Below are 16,891 nucleotides of genomic sequence, written 5' to 3'. Positions count from 1 at the left end.
GTGTCCGGATCGGCCCGGTGGTCTGCGACCAGACATCGGACGCGCCGGCCGACAAGAAGAATCTTCCGCCGTCAGCCGGCGGACCCGCCGTGGAGCGTTTCCAGGGCCGGGGGCTGCCGCTGGCGATCCTCGGCCAGCCCAAACCCGGTCAGGGACGTTTCTACGTCGGCGCCGAGCGGAACGGCCATCCCGCACCGCTGCCGGCCGGTCTGCCCAAGGGGGACTGGTTCGTCTCCGCCGGGCGGATGCTGCGCGGGCGCAAGGTCTACCCGCATCATGCGGGCCTGCTCGACGGCTACTGGAAGGACCCGATAAAGGACCGCACCCAGAAGTTGGACGGCGGGCGTTACCAGGAGTACCGCCGGCCGCGAAAGTCGACGGTGCCCGAGGACAATCCGCGTGCGAACCCGTTGAACCGCGACGGGACGGCATTCGCCACGCTTGACTCGGGCGGGGTGAAGGACGAGAACCGCGACGACCAGAATCGTTCGATCAACGGCTGGGTCCGGCCCGGCACGACGTTCACCTTCACCGTCGACGTCCGCAACCTCACCGCGGTCGAGCTGGGCGCGTTGCTGTGGCTGCTCGACCTGGACGCCGACCCGGGCACCGACCCGGGCCGATTCCACCGGCTGGGCCTGGGCAAACCGCTGGGTTTCGGCAGCGTCCGGCTCACCGTCGACCCGGCCCGGACGGACCTTCGCACGGGCGGGTCGTGGGCTGATTTCTACCGCTCGCTCACCCCGGAGGAACCCCCGTCGGACAGCTTTCCCGCGGCGGCCCGGGAAACCGTCGAAGAATTCCGGAAGGCGGTGGCCGGCGGCCAGCAGTTCGAGAAGGTCCCGCACATCAGGGCGTTCCTCGTCGCGGCCACGGGTGATCCGTCCACGCCCGTGCACTATCCACGGGTCCGGCCGAACGGCCTGCGGGTCGACGTCCCGGTACCGCCCGATCCCCGGGGACGCTCGTTCGAGTGGTTCGTCCAGAACGAACGGCAGCAGGGCGGCCGCATCCAGGGCGACCGCGGCGTCAGCCTGCCCGACCTCGGCGCCGGCCCCCTCCCCGTCCACCCCGAAAAGGACCGGTAGCGACGACCGCAGTGGCCGAGAGCGCCGGTCAGATAGTCACACACCCTGTTTCGACCAAGAAATTGAGTGGGAAAACGGCTGCTATCACGACCGTATGGTCCCTCAGTTTCATGATTCGACGATATTCGATCATGGATCCTTGGTCGACTTTGGAACGGATCCGGGCCGCTTGACCGACGCCCAGAGGACCAAAGGCGGCGCGATCATGTTTTTCTCGCGCCGCCGGAGAGCCAGGTCTCCGGGTCACCATGCGGCCGCTGAAGAGCGGGATGGTGACGACGGTGGTGTCATGGGCTGATGGCCTGGGTCGGCCGGACCGGGGGCGCCCGACAGGGAAGAGCATCATCGGACGATTACGTAAAGTCATTGCTTGAAGGGAGGGATCGTCGGTGAACGCAAGCACGAGTCGGTTGGCGGCGTTGGCCGGCATCCCGTTCGCCTCCCGGCATGTACAAGGCAGCTTCGGACCGGTGACGCTCCGGCTCGCCGGGGCCCGGGCCGTCCTGGAACTCGACGACAGCGGCAGCTCCCCGTTACGTCTGACCTGGACGGACGGTCCGGATCACACAGTCGGCGCCCTGGTCGTAGGCCTACTGCGCACCAGCGGCACGGCCGTGTTCGAACGACCCGGCCTGCTGCGGATCGCCGGCCGGCGGAAAATCACCGACCCGCCGTCGTCGACACCGGACACACCACAGTCCGTCCGGGTCACCACGGTCAGTGACGGCATCCGCCTTGAGATCGCCCCTTGGCCGGAACGCTCCCCCGGGAACTGCGCTCCGCGGAACGCAGGCCCCGAAACGGCGGCACTGGAAACGGCTACGGCCCACGACCCCGCTGGTCCCGTCCATCCCGTGACACGCGCTGTCGTGCTGACCCCCACGCAAGCGCATGATCTTGCCGATCTGCTGGAAGCATGGGCCGCCCTGCCGTCCGGATGACGGTCGGGTGCGTGACGGGCCTGACCGTGCTGTTCCTCGACATCACGCCGCCCGACCGTCAACCGCGCGAAGCAGAACGTCGACCCAGCGGACCCCGGCTCCGACAACGAGGCCCACGAAACGGGCGACCTCAGCTCGGGCCCGTTCCTCGTCCAACCGCAGATGTCGCCGGAAGAGCGCGACGATGTCGACCTTTCTGCCGTCCCCGGCGTCGATGATCACCTGGAGCAACCGGGCCATGACGAGGTTCGGGCCGACACCGACGCCGCTGCCAACGCCGTGCGCGCGTCCGCGGCCAGGGTTGAACGCCAGCTCGGCTATGATCGCGCTCCGCGCAACGTGCGCGTCCGCCTCGGCCACGCAGGCGTCCTCGACGGACGGCACATGTTCGCCGGCGCACCCATGCCCGTCCGGATCGGTTGCGCCATGTGCTCCGGCAAGCGGTACGGCGACGGCTCGCTCGTAGAAGTCACGGTTGTACCGGCGCAGTAGCGCGAGCGACCGCTGGAGCCGCTCGTCGACCTCCCCCGCGGTGAGACCGAACTTCAGTTGCATGTCCGGCAGCGAGAACGGGTCGGTGATCTCGTCCCGGACGCCGAGCAGGAACTCGATGAGGATGTCCCGGTCGGCCGGGTCGACGCGCAGCGGCGCAGCCCACTCCGCCGAGCAGATCGCCACCTCCGGACGGGTCGGCAGGCCGCGCTCCGCGGCCGACTCCCGGCGTACGGTCGGAATGATCCGCTTGGACGTGGGGTAGTGGACGAGCTGCGCCCACACCGCCCGTAGCCAGTCCAGGTGCGGCGGGGTCCGCTCCCGGGGGGCGAAGTCACGCAGCATGGCGCCGAAAACGGGAACGTCCTGCCGCTCGGCCTCCGCCGAGGCGAAATGCTCCCGGATGACAATCCATTCGCGGATCTCCTGGCCGGCGTTCGGACCGCTGGTGATCGTCGGTACCTGGCCGGCGAGCGCCTCACGCACCACCTGGTAGCCGCTCATGAGCCGGTCGGTCCACAGGTCCGTGCAGCGTCCGCAGAGCGGTCCGAGGATCTCGTCCGCGATGTCGAACATGGGTGGGCGCTCGGGCCGGCAGGCGCACGTACCGGGCTTGGCACGGTGGACGCCGCGGACGATCCGCATCCACAACGCCGGGCCGACAAACTCGGTGTAGGCGGCGAAGGCTACTTCGTCGTTCTCATGCGCGATGTCGGCGATGGTCAGCGGATTCATCGGTCCTCCTGTGAAGGGCATGCCGAACCACGGACGGCACGGTGAGCAACAAACGCCATCTAGGCGTCACAGCACCCAGAGCTTCTGGGTGCTTCACAGGGGACCGGGATCGCAATGATCCTGGTCGTCGGCCGGACAACGCCCGACCTGGGCCGCAGACCGCATGCGCGGGCCGTGCCCGAAACGTACGGGAGGCAGGGAATACCTGTCAACACCGGCTCACACCTGGCGGATCGTCCCGATGGCCTGTCTCGCGGACCACAGCCACGCGGACCACAGCCTCCTGCCCCCGAGCCGTTCGACGTCGGGAACCCACGTCCGATCTTCACCTATCCCCCTATGCGCCTTCGGGCCACCGGCAGCGCGAAAAAGATCATCACGCTGCCGGTCACCCTGGCCATCCGCCTGCCAACGGAGAACAGATCAGACTAGGGGACACTGTGGCACAGGGCACAGCGGGGTATCCGTAACAGGTACGAACGAGGCATCGGCGTACGTAGAGTGACGACACGGAACACCGACGAAGCCGGACTCCCTGAACCAGCTATACGATCATAGCGCCTGCGAAACGTCGGTCCAGATGACTGTGAAACGTCGCCTCATCTATCTGTGAAATGTCGGTCTAAGGCTTCGCAGAATGTACACTGAAGCCGCTCAGGACCCGCTGTGAGCAGGAGTTTTTCCATGGTCGACCTTCGACGGTCCTGCGACACGATCGCAGAGGAGTACCTCTCGGTCTTCCGCGTCGTGATCCTCAACGGTCCCCGGCAGTCGGGCAAGACCACACTGCTGCGGCACATGCGGGACCGCCACGGCGGTACCCTCCTCAACCTCGACGACGAGCAGACCCTTCAGGCCGCGACCAGCGACCCGGTCGCCTTCACCGGTAGCGGCTCGGAGCCACGGTTCATCGATGAGGTTCAGCGAGGTGGAGACGCCCTGGTCAGGGCGGTCAAGGCCGAGGTCGACGCGGCACCGCGCCCAGGCCGGTACGTGCTGGCCGGATCAACCCGCTTCCTCACGACCCCGAGCCTGTCGGAGTCCCTGGCCGGCCGGGCCGGGGTGGTGAATGTCTGGCCCTTCTCCCAAGGCGAGTTCGACGGCCGGGCCGACAACTTCATCGACCGCGCCTTCGACGACCCCGGATCACTCATCACATGTCCGCCCTCGGTATCCGACCGGAACGACTACTTCCAGCGGATATGTCGTGGTGGCTTCCCCGAACCGGCTCTGATGAAGACGATCCGCGCCAGGAGGGCCTGGTTTCGTGGTTACGTCGAAGCCATCGCCGAACGCGACATACGAGAGATGACCCGCATCAACGAACCGAGTTCGATACGGACCCTGCTGGCCTACCTCGCCTCCGTCACCGCCCAGGAGCACAACACCGCCAACACCGCTAACAAGACCGGCCTGCACCGCACCACCATCACCCGATATCTGGAACTACTTGAAACCGTCTTCCTTATTCACCGTCTCCCGGCATGGTCCCGCAACCTGACCGCCCGAGTAGTCAAACATCCCAAACTGCACCTGACCGACACAGGTCTTGCCGCCGCCCTGCTCGGTGTCTCCCCCGAGGCGCTGGCCAGGCCGGTCGCGCCGTCCCGCGGCCCACTGATCGAGACCTTCATCGTCAACGAACTGGCCAAACAGGCCACCTGGAGCGACAGCTCGGTGCGCCTCCACCACTGGCGGGTCAGCGGTGGCGCCGAAGTCGACATCGTCCTGGAACGCGACGACGGCCAGATCGTCGCCATCGAATGCAAGGCGGCCGATACCGTCACTGGCGACGACTTCCGCGGCCTGGCCGTCCTTCACGACCTTCTCGGCCCCCAGTTCGTCCACGGCATTGTCCTACACACCGGACGGCAAGGAGCCCTTCGCTTCGGCGACCGCATGGTATCCCTACCGATAGCCGCCCTGTGGGAAACGACTCCGAGGCCGCCTGGTTCGCTGCCGGGATGACGCCCGGGGAGAACGGCCCAGCCGTGATGACCCCGCATATCGCGTTTGCACAGAAGCCAGGTGACTTCGTCGACCCGGAGAAGCCCAGGCCTGGGGACCGCCCGCACACAGCTGATGATCCACACCCAAAATACGCCGAATTCCGACGTCAACCTTCCACTTTCCGCCACCCACACAGAACAATGCCGACACACGCAGGGTCGGCGTTTCAATCCGACTCGGAAAGTTCCTGCCGTGCGACAGTACCACCGATCCTGGGGTGTCTGACCTGCGGGTTTGCAAGATCGTCCCACAACCTCTCGGAGGGGCTGTGGACAACCGGCCCAAAAATCTTGATCGTTTATGTTTTTGCAGCTCACAGGATTATGGATCTTTCCCACAGCCTCCTTGTTCTGTCGGCGTGTCGGAGATTGTGGGCAACGATCAAGGTCGGATCGTTTGACGGGCAGACGTATCTGTGCATCACCCTGCGGATGCATGCCCGTGACCCTCACCCCTCCATCGTCCGTCAGAGACAGGTGGTCGCGTCGGTGACGCGCGGAGGCAGCCCATCGACTGACCCCAGCGCGGCGTTCCTGGTCCACCGTCCTACCGTGAGATCCGGATCGGACCTTGGACCTGTCTCAGGAGTAATGCCGCAAGAGAAAAGAAGGTGACCAGTGCCCGCTCGCGTCGTCATGTACCTCAAGCCGGCGTCCCCGGGCGCGCTGCCTCCGCCACACACAGGCCCAGCGGTCAACGCCGCCGTTCTCGCGGCTGTCCGCGACGAGCTGTCACCCGAGGCCAGCGCGTACCTTCACGACGGCCCGCCGTCGCGACCGTTCGCCATCACACCGCTTCTCGATGAGCGCCAGCGGACCCCCGGGCGTTCGTCGAACACCGTCCGCTTCGAGGTCGGGATCCTGCTCGACGAGATCGTCGGTTCGATGCTCGCAGCCCTCGGCGCCCGCGACAGATGGCGTTTCGGCTCCACCGACTACACGACCGCGTCGGTCGAACTCGTCCAGGCCGAGACCTACCCGGATCTGCTCACCACCGCGCCCCCGGCGACGTCCTGGGCGTTCGGTCTGGTCACACCGGTCAGTTTCGCCACCGGACGCGGTGACGGCGCACGCCGGCAGCGCATCCTGCCCGACCCTGAACGCGTGTTCGGCACTCTCGCCGCACGGTGGAGAACCTGGGCGCCGCCCGACGCCCCGCTGCCCTCCGACATCGATGACGCGATCGACGACCATCTGGAACTTGTCGACATGCGCCTTTCCGCTGCCGAATGCGTCGTCAAGATCGGGGCTCCGAAACGTCGCGGCTGCGTGGGATTCGTCCGCTACGATCTTGCCGGACCGTCGGGTGTCGCACCTCTCACACATAGCGCCATCGGAGCCCTCGCCCGTTTCGCCTGCTACGCGGGCATCGGCGACCGCACCGCCAGCGGCATGGGCTACACCGTCATCGATCCGGACGGCGGTTCCGGCCACAAACCACCCAGTGCCACCGCACCAACCCGTGTGAGCGGCGCAGCGCAACCACGATCAGATTCGCGGCTCTGATCGGGATCTGTCCGCGAGGGCTGCTGGCCGAGGTCTTCCGCTTCCGCCGGTTCCCTGATCGGCGTTCCGGGTAGCCGCGGGCAGGGCAGGTGGGAAATGCTGCTGGATACAGCCGCGAAGGGAGCGACCGCATGACCGACACGAAGACCGCCTGGGACGATGTGGCGAACAGCGTCACCACGCTGGGACAACGACTGAAGACACACTTCGACGACGTCGTCGGCGAACGCGCGTCCGATCGCAAGGGGCTCGATGACGCACTCGCCGAGCTTCGGGCAACCCTCGACCGGGCCTACTCCGCGGCCGGTCAGGCGGTGAAGGACCCGGCGGTTCGTGAGAGCGCCTCGAAGACCGGTGCGTCGTTCGTGGACGCGCTGTCCACCACGCTGACCGAGCTGGGCCAGCGGCTCAAGAACCTCCGGCAGTAGGACGGTAGGGGCGCGGCGTCGCGGGGTTGGGGCACGCACCCGCATCGACCACGGCCGGCTGTCGACGGGTCGTCAATTCCTGGGCGGCCGGTCCGCTCGTTGTAGCGGCCGGTCTGCCTGTTGCGACGGCCTGCCGGTGGGGTCCGCGAATGCTGCGACATATCCGACCTGACAACGGATGAGCGCAGCACCCGGAAATCGGCGGAAAACGCGAGACCCCGGCACTCCGGGATCCCGGGATGGTAAGCGGCATCACTTGCAGGTAGTGTGCCTCGTCGTGGATCCGGTACGCGTATTTCTCCTGGATGACCACGAGATCGTCCGTCGCGGTATCCGGGAGGTACTGGAAGATACCGGTGACATCCAGGTCGTCGGCGAGGCATCGACCGCGGCCGAGGCACTGCGCCGCATCCCCGCTTCCAACCCCCATGTGGCACTGTTGGATGCGCGCCTGGAGGACGGCAGCGGCATCGACGTGTGCCGGGATATCCGCTCCGCGTACCCGGAAGTCGGCTGCCTGATCCTGACGTCGTATGACGACGACGACGCTCTGTTCGCCTCGATCATGGCGGGTGCGGCCGGCTACCTGCTCAAGCAGATCAAGGGCACGGATCTGATCGGCGCGATCCACACCATCGCTTCGGGCCGCTCCCTGCTGGACCCGGCCGTCACGCAGAAGGTGCTGGCCAGACTCCGGGAGGGGCCGGCCGAGGACAGCAGGCTCGCAACCCTCAGCGACCGGGAACGGGAGATCCTGTTGCTGATTGCCGAAGGACTGACCAATCGGCAGATCGCATCCAGAGTGCACCTGTCCGACAAGACGGTGAAGAACTATGTCTCGGCGATCCTCGACAAGCTCGAGCTGACGAGCCGGACCCAGGCGGCGGTCTACGCTACAAGACTCCAGAAGCAGCAGAAAGAGCAGAAACAGGCTGTCCAGAAATAGACCCGCCGGCCATCATGACGGAGGCCCGGAGGAGACCTGCCATCCACCACCACCAGCATTATTATCATTATTATTATCATCAGCGACGTAGGGCGCTCCCACCCCGGCTGTAGGCAGGGGCTGGACAGGCCGCGGCATTGGACAACGGCGTTGGGGAAACCCGGCGCTAAACCGAATTTACGTGGCGTTGGGCGGCCAGGAGCGCTTCACTGATCGGCACCGCCGTCTGGATGACGCCGGCGGTCGGCCACGGTTGTGCGCGTGCTGCCAACGCCTGATGGACGGCGAGGGTCGCGTCGGAGGGATCCTCACCAACGGCGGCGCGGCGGGCGATACGGGCGGCGGCCACCTCCGGCGAGGTGACACAGCGCAGCTCGACGAGGTCGGTGGCGGTCTGCTCGGCGAGGCGGGCGGCGGCGGTGCGGTAGCTGGCCGTGGACCACGACGCGTCGAGCACGACGTTCTCGCCCCGTTCCAGGGCGTGACGGGCCCGCCGCAGCAGTTCGGCATAGGTCGCATCGGTCGCCTGAGCGTCGTAGTGCCCCTCGAACAGGCCGGCCGGGACGTGCGCGTCGGCGGGCAGACCGGCCAGCTCCTTGCGGACGACGTCCGAACGCAGCAGCACCCAGCCGTCCTCGGCGTCGGCGAGTTTCCCGGCCAGCGTGGACTTGCCGGTACCGGGCAGACCTCCGACGAGTACGAGCCGGATCCGGCCACGCCGCAGATGTCCCAGCGCGATCGCGGCGAGCTTGTGCGCCTGCCGCGCGGCCTCCGGCGCACCCTGCCGGGCACGGATGCAGGACACCTTGGCACGCACCAACGCCCGGTAGGCAATGTAGAGATGTTGCAACGACGGCGGATGCGTCTCCGCGGAGAACTCCCCGTACCAGCTCAGGAACTTCTCGGCGGCTTCGGGGACGTCGAGGCGCTCCAGGTCCATGGCGAGGAACGCGACGTCGCCGAGCACGTCCCCGAGCCGCAACCGCCGGTCGAACTCGATGCAGTCGAGCACCCGCGGACCGTCGTCGAGGCAGTAGATGTCGTCGGCGAGTAGGTCGCCGTGCCCGTCCCGGATCCGCCCGGCATGCTGGCGCTCGACCAGCAGCGGTGCCCGGCCGGCAAGATAGCGCAGGGCGAGCCGACCGATCTCGTCGACGACGTCCGCATCGATCAGCGTCCCGCGAAACGGCGCGAGCCCGGTCAGGCTTTCCCGCCACAGCGCGTCGAGCGTGGCGAGGCTGCCCGCCTGGGCGATCTCGGGGGAGGTTGCGCACCGCTCGTGGAAGGCTGCGAGCAACCGGGCGAGCGCCCGCAGTTGCCCGTCCACCCGCCTCCCCATTGTGATCATGGTGGACAGGCACCGGTTCGCGGGCATCCGCCGCATCACGACCATGTGGTCCACCAACGTGCCGTCGCTGTCACGGATGTCGGCCACCCCGAGATAGACGTCGGGGGCGAGGCGGCGGTTGAGCTCGACCTCCGCCCGGCAGGCGACCTCCCTCGCCTGCCGGGTACGGAAGTCGAGGAACCCGAGGTCCAGCGGCTTCTTCACCTTGTAGACGCGGTCACCGGAGAAATACAGCTTGGCGCTGTGTGTCTCGACCATCTCCAGGTCGGTGAGCTGCGGCCCGGCGAACTGCGGACCATCGGACTCCGGACGTCCGACCTCGAGATACGCATACGGACGCACGTGCAGGCCCGTACACCTCGACACGATCGTGCGGTCATCAACGGTCATGGCACCTCCAACATCGAACATGAAGCTGCGGCAGGTGTGGTCGTGGCGGGCCGGAGCAGCCGACCCGCCAGGCACGGCACTGGCCGCTAGACGTCCATGGTGGGTCGTGACGAAAATCAAAACGACCGTCGGAGGTTTCTGCGGGCACGGGCCGTTCGGACCCCGTCCCGTGGACCTCCGGCCCACAACCCCCTCCGGATGGCGCTCCCGGGCTGGACAAACCGTCCCAGCAACTCACGAATCCCGTACCGTGCGAGCGCGGCTCGGCAACATCAGCGGCTGCGGGTAACACGACCGGCCGCGGTGGGAGACTCAGATAAGCGGTACGGACCAGCGCAGGTGGGTGCCGCCTTCGGGCCCCGCAGCGAGGTCGAAGGTACCGCCGAGATCCTCGGCGCGGCTGTGCATGTTCGCAAGCCCGCTGCGACGATCCGTGTTCCCGATTCCCACGCCGTTGTCGATCACGTCCACGCTGAGCCGGCCGCCGGTCACCCGCACGATGACTTCGACGCTGCTGGCACGGGCGTGACGGGCCGCGTTCGACAGGCCCTCCCGCACCACGGCGATCAGATGCTCGCCGACCACCGTCTCCACCGCCGTGTCCAGCGGGCCCTCGAACCGCAGGTACGGCGCAAAGCCAAAAGCATCACTCATCGTGTCGACAATAGAAGAAATTCGCGCCCGCAGGCCAGAGCCGGCCGCCGTCCGCCGGCCCCGGAGCTCGAAAACGGTCGACCGGATCTCGCTGATCGTCACGTCGAGATCCTCCACGTACGTGGCCATCCGGCGGGCTGGCCCCGAGCGCTCCTCGGCGGCGGCCAGTCCCTGCATCCCGAGCGCAACGGCATACAGCCGCTGCATGACATGGTCATGCAGGTCACGGGCGATCCGGTCCCGATCCTCCAGGACGACGATCCGTTCCCTGGAGACACGCGCCTGGGTGATCTCGAGGGCCATCGCCACATGTCCGGCGAACGCCGCAGCCATGTCCAGGTCGCTGTCCGTGAACGGCGTGGCTCCGTGGTGCCGGCCGAGCACCACCGCTCCGGCGGCCACCTGTGAGCCGACCAGTGGAACGATCATCAGGGGTCCGATCCCGCGCGCATAGGGATCGTTTCCGCTGGCCTCGGCCGCGGCGTCCGAGACGAGCAGAGGTGCACACGTCCGCACCGCCTTGCCCCCCAACGAGCCGTCCATCGGGACCACGGTGCCCTGCAGGGGACCGGCGCCATCACCGTCGGCAACCTCGACAGCCAGATGCGACGAGGACTCCCCCCCGAGCAGGATCGCGGCCACGTCCGCGCCGGCGAGCTCCCGGGCTCGACTCACGATCAGGTGCAGCGGCTGCTCGCCGTCGGCGAGCACATGGCGGGTGATGTCCGCCGAGGCCTGCAACCACCGCTGGCGACGTTGCGCTTGGTCGAACAGCCGAGCGTTGTCGATGGCAACCCCGGCGCTGGCGGCCAGCGCCAGGACGAGCTCCTCGTCCTCCGCCGTAAATGTCCGGCCGTTCCGCTTCTCCGTGAGGTAGAGGTTGCCGAAAACCTCGCTGCGAACCCTGATCGGAACGCCGAGGAAGGTCCGCATGGGCGGATGGTCGACCGGGAAGCCGACGGCTTGGGAGTTTGTGGTGATGTCGTCCAGGCGAAGCGGTTGTGGCTGTGCGATAACCACGCCCAGAACCCCTTCCCCCCGCGGAGGGTGCCCGATCTTCTCGACAAGGGACGGCTCCATGCCGACGTGGACGAGCTGCTCGAGATACCCCTCCTTGGCGATCACGCCGAGGGCGCCGTACCGGGCGTCGACCAGCTCACAGGCCTCCTCGACAATACGGCGCAACACCACCTCAAGACTGAGGTCGGCAGTGACCATCCGGGTGGCTCGTAGCAGGCCACGCAACCTGCTCTGCGTCGCGATGACGTCCTGCGCCCGCTCGACGAGCTGGGCGAGCAGCTCGTCGAGCTCCAGGCGGGCAACCGTCGGGAAAGCCAACTCGCTCACCGACTCCACCGACGGATCATCCGGCAAGGATGCGGATGTGTCAGGATCCGGCGTACGCTTGGAGATCTTGCCTGCCCCCTGGTCGTCCATATCTTCAATAGGCTAACGGAACCGGGCCAACACCGACGAGTCCCCCGGAATGATCGATTTACGAATTCCTTGCCTCGGCACGGGAACCCGGTGGACCGATATTCCTGGCGGAGCGATGTCGGACACGCCGGCCGCCCGGATATTCGGACTGAATACGTCGAATGAACCGAATGCTGCTTTATCATGATACAACCAGCCAGGTGGAAACCGACCGATCGGTGACCCGGCACCGCATCCGTGACGCGCTCATCCGCTCCGGCCCGGACTGGAGAACCGACGCGTGACTGCCGCCCGTGCAGCCTGCCCGGGCGCAGCGGTGATATTTTCCGTCGGATAAACGGCTTCGTCCAGGCGCTGCAGCGGAGTCGCAATGACGTCGGACGCGGTACGGACGACCGCAACGGCAATCTGGTCGTCCGCCACGCCGCCACCGGAGTGCTGTGCGACAGCCGTGAAGAGGTCGTTCACGAGAACCCCGGGATCCCTGCCGGGAAGGCGTGTCAGTTCGCCGGCCAGCCGCTGGAAACCGAATTGATTCCCGGCCGGGTCGCGCGCCTCGGTGAGGCCGTCACTATAGGCGCATAGAACATCTCCCGGTGCCAGGCGGACCCGTTCGGTCCGCCACGTACCGTTGCCGTCGGGCAGGATGTGGGCGACGAGGGGTCCTGTCGGGGCCAGGGACACAAGTCCTGCCTGTCCTGTTTCGTTCCCGTTCCCCTCCCGTCCTGCGTCCACGTCCCGTTCTGTGTCCGTGTCCCGTTCCGTGTCCCGTCCCGTATCCGAGCTTCGGACGATCACCGGTTCCGGGTGTCCGGCGTTCGCGTATTCGACGAGCCCGGTGGCAAGGTCCACCACCGCGACGAACGTGGTCGCGAACATCTCGCCGGTGTCACCAAGATGTCGCTGCACCCGCTGGATCGCCTCATCCGGCGCGGACCCGGTGAGTAGAGCGGACGCGAGAAGCTGCTTGACCAGCAGCGCATGCACGCCGGCTACCGGCCCGTGCCCTGCCGCGTCCCCCACGGTGAACCCGAGACGACCGTTGGGAAGCTCGAAGGTGTCGTACCAATCCCCGGCGAGCACACCTTCTGCCGGGATGATCCGGCTCGCGATTCGCATGCCCGGAATCTCGGCCACGGACGCAGTGAGCGCGTCCCGCAATGCTGCCACGGTCGGTCCCTGCTGGCCGAGCGCGGCCAGCACACGTAAACGCATCGCATCCAGCTCCTGCCCGAGCTCGGCCAGCTCGGCCGGACCGTCGCGGGGCACGGCCCGGTCATAACCACCGCCGGCGAGTTCCCTGACCGCGCGCAGCAGTCCGCGGACCGGAGCGAGAACCGACCGCCGGACGCCGACAACCACCGCTGCGACAATCAGAAAGCCCAGGAACACGGCACACAGCGCACAGGCCAGCAGTTGCCACCCGGCCTCGTCGACCTGAGCCGATGTCTGCGCCTGGTGACGCACGATCTCCTGTTGCATCGCGGCCACCCGCGTACGCATGATGTCGAAACCCGAATTTCTCGTGACAGCCGCCTCTATCGGACGAATTACCACGGCATCCCCGGAACGAATGGCGGTTACCCCGGAATCCGCCTGCGCGCGCCATGTCTCGTATGCTTCCGAAACCTGCCGCATGAGGGCGGGAAGCGTCCCGAGGCCGGCGACGGAGGCGGACAGCCGGTCGACCTCGAACGAGATATCCCGGGACACAGCCGGAGGGGGTCCGACGAGCTCGGACCGACCGGTCGTCAGGTAGCTGCGCCAGCCGCTGTCCTCGTCGGCCAGACGGTTCAGGAGGACAGCCGCACCTGCCGCGGCCGGGCCCAGCCGGTCATGCTGGACGGCGGCGGCGTCCCACACCCTGATCGCAGCTGTCAGCGCGGTCCCGAAGCAGCCAAAAGCGATGCTCAGCGTAATGACCACTAAAACGGCCACCTGCCTCTTCATCGCGTTCTCCCCCACGCCCCCCTCCTGTCGATCAGTAGCCCCGGCCACGGAAACCGCCGGTCACCTGCCGGGCCTGACAGCTGTCCTGTGTCACCACATGTCCCTGTGCCACCACGTGCCCGCCAACCTCACGTGCCGACCTGCGGCTCCTCCTTCCGCTCCTTCCGCCAAAGCTCTTCCAAGCCTGACGGAGTCATCGCAGCTCCGACAGGGACCTTCGGCAGACAGGGCGGGGTCTGTCCCGACCCGATGGACAGGTGCCATTACCCGGCCGATCGGCTCCCGGCATCGGCCGGCGCACGGAGTGCCGGTGGACGGAGTAGGTCCGGAGCACGCGAGCAGGTCAGCAGGTCAGCAGATGAGCAGATGAGCAGATGAGCAGCGAGCTTGCCCGGAGTTGACACGGCAGCGGCCCAACCGGCAGAGTGCGCACGCGAACTCATCGCCGGCTACCTCATCACCGGCTACAAGGTCTACCGCTCGTTTGCCTTCGTCGACGCGCCCCCGATGTCCGGGACGGACACGATCTTCAAGACGTCCCTGCGTGAGCACCTTCATCAGGCAGCCTTCATCAGGTCGACTGGACGGTCCGGCCATCGCCGATCCGCGAATACGGACGCCGGGAGACAACCGGCCAATCCGAGTCATTCTGGATCTTAATCGTTCTGGAGCCTGAGCCGTCCTGCTGCGCCTCGCTCACCCGCAGGACGACTCTGAAATCGCTTACCGCAACTGGCAGGGCATCGACTTCACGGCGTGCACGAAGTTGCTGCGGAGGTATGACGACTCCCCGACCGACAGGTCGGGAACACGGTACAGAAGCTCGCTGAAAATCGCGCAAAATCGCGCGTAGCTGCGTCTTGGCGAGCATGTTCACCATAAGGTATCTGGATCAGCAAGGTATCTGAATAAGCCTCAGGATCTGAACGGATCTTTCGCCCGATGGACGCCGGGCGGTTTGGCCAGCGCGTGGTACCGAGCCACGGCGTCCGTACGGTTGGCCGCACCGATCTTCCGCAGAATATGTTTCACGTGCGATTTCACGGTACCTTCGGTCACGAATAAGATACTCGCAATCTGCGCATTCGTCTTACCAGACGCCAAGCTGCGCAGCACGTCGCACTCGCGGGGAGTAAGGTTGGCGAAAAAAGCGTCCCCTGAATATGTCGCCGAAATCTCCCGTGAATACGGCCCCTGCGAACGTGGAGCTGATTTTTCCGAATCCTCACCGATCTCCATGGCATCCTCGGCGATGTCATCGACGAGATCGTTGACCGCACACACATGCTCATTGAACATGGACCGCATGGACCGTAATCGCCGGAAGAGTACGTTCCTTTCAAACGCGACACCCAGCCCTTCGGCGAACATGCCGAGCAGGTCACGGTCGAATTCGTCCACTCCACCGAGTTCCATCTGCCGGTCGGCGTGCAGCAGTCCCACCACCTTGCCCCACGAGATCACCGGGGCAGCCACATAGCCCTTGGTGTTGACCACGGCGACCAACTCGGCATGGACACGTGGGCTCGACTGGGGATTCCGCACCAGGATCGGAACACGGCGCCGCGCCATCTCGCTTTCGACCAGCGCGCCGGTCAGCGGCCGGGGGTTCGCGACACCGACCTGCACCAGCGTCCGGGCGAGCTGTTCCTCTCCCGCCGTATAGGCTGCGCGCGCGATCCAGACGCCCTTGTCGATACGCGAGAACAGGATTCTGGTGAAGCCAAGCCGATGAGCCTCCACCGGTGCTCGCTCCTCCAGCGCCGACAACGAGGCGGTCCCGCGTAACTGGCAAAGCGCTTGCTCGACACCGAACATTCTCGCCGTCCGCCGCGCCAGCATGGCCTCCATGAGCGAGACCCGGGCCAGCCCTGACTGCAGGAGAACCTCCGCCAATTGCCGAACCGAGGAGTCCTTCGATGACTGGACGGCGAGTTGTATACACTCGCTCACCGCACGCTGAGCCGCGCCCAACGCCGCATCTGCCGCTTTCGGGTCCCCATTCGCGAACTTCGAATACGTCACGCCGTCGTCAAGAATCCGCTCGGCAGCTCTCAGTATCTCCCTGGCCCGCTGCACATCCTCCTCGACCACCACCGAGTCCTCGACCACCACCGACCCGGGGCTGGCCACGGCCATGTCTGACCCGTCATCCGGCACGAGGGCATGGACACCGTTGCCCATTCCCGCCTCCTCTTCGAGTCGCAAGATCCACTGCAACCTCGAGGCCATGCGCCGGAAGGTTTGACGCGTGGCTCGCCGATCCCCTCCCCCAGCCTCCCGGCAACCGGTGCACCACGGCTTCGACACGGCCATTCGGCGGACGGCCATGACCGTCACATCACTCAACTTTGGTCGATACATTAGACCGATAGGCCAAGCCGGTCCAGACTGGATGTGAGGGCACTCGACCAAGCGCTACGCGCATATCCCGCCGCAGTCCACCGTCGAGCCGTGGCAGACGATGCGCAAGATCAGGAACTTCCCGGACCGCGGCATCGCCATGTCACTCGGACATATGCCTACAAACCCAACGACTTGCTAATGATCGACTTCATGACCTCGCTCGTGCCGCCGTATATACGCGAGACGCGGGCATCTGCGTACATCCGGGCGATGGGGTACTCGAGGATGTAGCCGTAGCCACCGAACAACTGCAGGCAACGGTCAACCGCCCGGCCCTGCAACTCGGTGCAGTAAAGCTTTACCTTCGCCGCGTCCACCGGGTCCAACTCACCAGCGACGTGCTCGGCCAGCGCGCGGTCCACCATCGCCTGCGCCGCCTCGATTTCCGTGGCCACTGAAGCCAGTTCGAACTTGGTGTTCTGGAAGTGGCTGACCGGCTTCCCGAACACACGGCGGTCCTTGACATAGGCCACGGTCGTGTCCAGCGCGGCTCGGGCAGCCGCCACCGAACCAATCGCAATAGTCAACCGCTCCTGGGGCAGGTTGTGACCCAGATAGTCG

At 66.4% G+C, this 16,891-nt stretch carries 11 protein-coding genes and 1 pseudogene; 6 read left to right on the top strand and 6 right to left on the bottom strand.

The window, feature by feature from the left end; genetic code table 11:
* Both DD1DGNOD_RS24140 and DD1DGNOD_RS24135 read left to right on the top strand, forming a co-directional pair.
* Positions 1-1,088 (top strand): annotated as a pseudogene (locus DD1DGNOD_RS24140) (hypothetical protein); the annotation flags it as partial.
* Between the two features lie 389 nt (positions 1,089-1,477).
* Positions 1,478-2,029, top strand: coding sequence for a hypothetical protein (locus tag DD1DGNOD_RS24135; RefSeq protein WP_131771096.1), 552 nt, complete (start codon positions 1,478-1,480; stop codon positions 2,027-2,029).
* A 42-nt stretch (positions 2,030-2,071) separates the two neighbouring features.
* Here DD1DGNOD_RS24135 and DD1DGNOD_RS24130 read toward each other — a convergent pair whose 3' ends face one another.
* On the bottom strand, positions 2,072-3,256 hold the full coding sequence (locus DD1DGNOD_RS24130; RefSeq protein ID WP_131771095.1) for a hypothetical protein: 1,185 nt from the start codon (positions 3,254-3,256) through the stop codon (positions 2,072-2,074).
* A 684-nt stretch (positions 3,257-3,940) separates the two neighbouring features.
* On the opposite strand from DD1DGNOD_RS24130, the gene DD1DGNOD_RS24125 reads away from it, so the two are divergent.
* The 4 genes from DD1DGNOD_RS24125 to DD1DGNOD_RS24110 all read left to right on the top strand — a co-directional run bounded on the left by DD1DGNOD_RS24125 (position 3,941) and on the right by DD1DGNOD_RS24110 (position 8,145).
* Positions 3,941-5,224, top strand: coding sequence for an ATP-binding protein (locus tag DD1DGNOD_RS24125; RefSeq protein WP_206443399.1), 1,284 nt, complete (start codon positions 3,941-3,943; stop codon positions 5,222-5,224).
* A gap of 659 nt (positions 5,225-5,883) precedes the next feature.
* The gene (gene cas6, locus DD1DGNOD_RS24120) at positions 5,884-6,771 is read left to right on the top strand and encodes a CRISPR system precrRNA processing endoribonuclease RAMP protein Cas6 (RefSeq protein WP_131771094.1); all 888 of its coding nucleotides are present in this window, start codon (positions 5,884-5,886) and stop codon (positions 6,769-6,771) included.
* 131 nt (positions 6,772-6,902) lie between these two features.
* Positions 6,903-7,199 carry a hypothetical protein gene (locus tag DD1DGNOD_RS24115; RefSeq protein ID WP_131768706.1) on the top strand — a complete coding sequence of 99 codons (297 nt, stop codon included), beginning with the start codon at positions 6,903-6,905 and terminating at the stop codon, positions 7,197-7,199.
* A 277-nt stretch (positions 7,200-7,476) separates the two neighbouring features.
* A complete protein-coding gene (locus DD1DGNOD_RS24110) occupies positions 7,477-8,145 on the top strand; it encodes a response regulator (protein WP_131768705.1) in 669 nt (222 codons plus the stop codon).
* Positions 8,146-8,311: 166 nt separating this feature from the next.
* Here the strand turns inward: DD1DGNOD_RS24110 and DD1DGNOD_RS24105 are convergent, their stop codons facing one another.
* The 5 genes from DD1DGNOD_RS24105 to DD1DGNOD_RS24085 all read right to left on the bottom strand — a co-directional run.
* Positions 8,312-9,883 carry an AAA family ATPase gene (locus DD1DGNOD_RS24105; RefSeq protein WP_131768704.1) on the bottom strand — a complete coding sequence of 524 codons (1,572 nt, stop codon included), beginning with the start codon at positions 9,881-9,883 and terminating at the stop codon, positions 8,312-8,314.
* 312 nt (positions 9,884-10,195) lie between these two features.
* Positions 10,196-11,974, bottom strand: coding sequence for a sensor histidine kinase (locus tag DD1DGNOD_RS24100; protein ID WP_131771093.1), 1,779 nt, complete (start codon positions 11,972-11,974; stop codon positions 10,196-10,198).
* A 246-nt stretch (positions 11,975-12,220) separates the two neighbouring features.
* Positions 12,221-13,924, bottom strand: coding sequence for a PP2C family protein-serine/threonine phosphatase (locus tag DD1DGNOD_RS24095; protein WP_131771092.1), 1,704 nt, complete (start codon positions 13,922-13,924; stop codon positions 12,221-12,223).
* A gap of 915 nt (positions 13,925-14,839) precedes the next feature.
* Positions 14,840-16,063, bottom strand: coding sequence for a LuxR C-terminal-related transcriptional regulator (locus DD1DGNOD_RS24090; protein ID WP_131771100.1), 1,224 nt, complete (start codon positions 16,061-16,063; stop codon positions 14,840-14,842).
* 383 nt (positions 16,064-16,446) lie between these two features.
* Positions 16,447-16,891: acyl-CoA dehydrogenase family protein (locus DD1DGNOD_RS24085; RefSeq protein ID WP_283234750.1), on the bottom strand; the 445-nt coding region annotated here is incomplete at its 5' end.

Source organism: Candidatus Protofrankia californiensis (genome assembly GCF_900634765.1).
GTDB lineage: Bacteria > Actinomycetota > Actinomycetes > Frankiales > Frankiaceae > Protofrankia > Protofrankia californiensis.
This window is presented reverse-complemented; position numbering and strand designations above follow the sequence as displayed.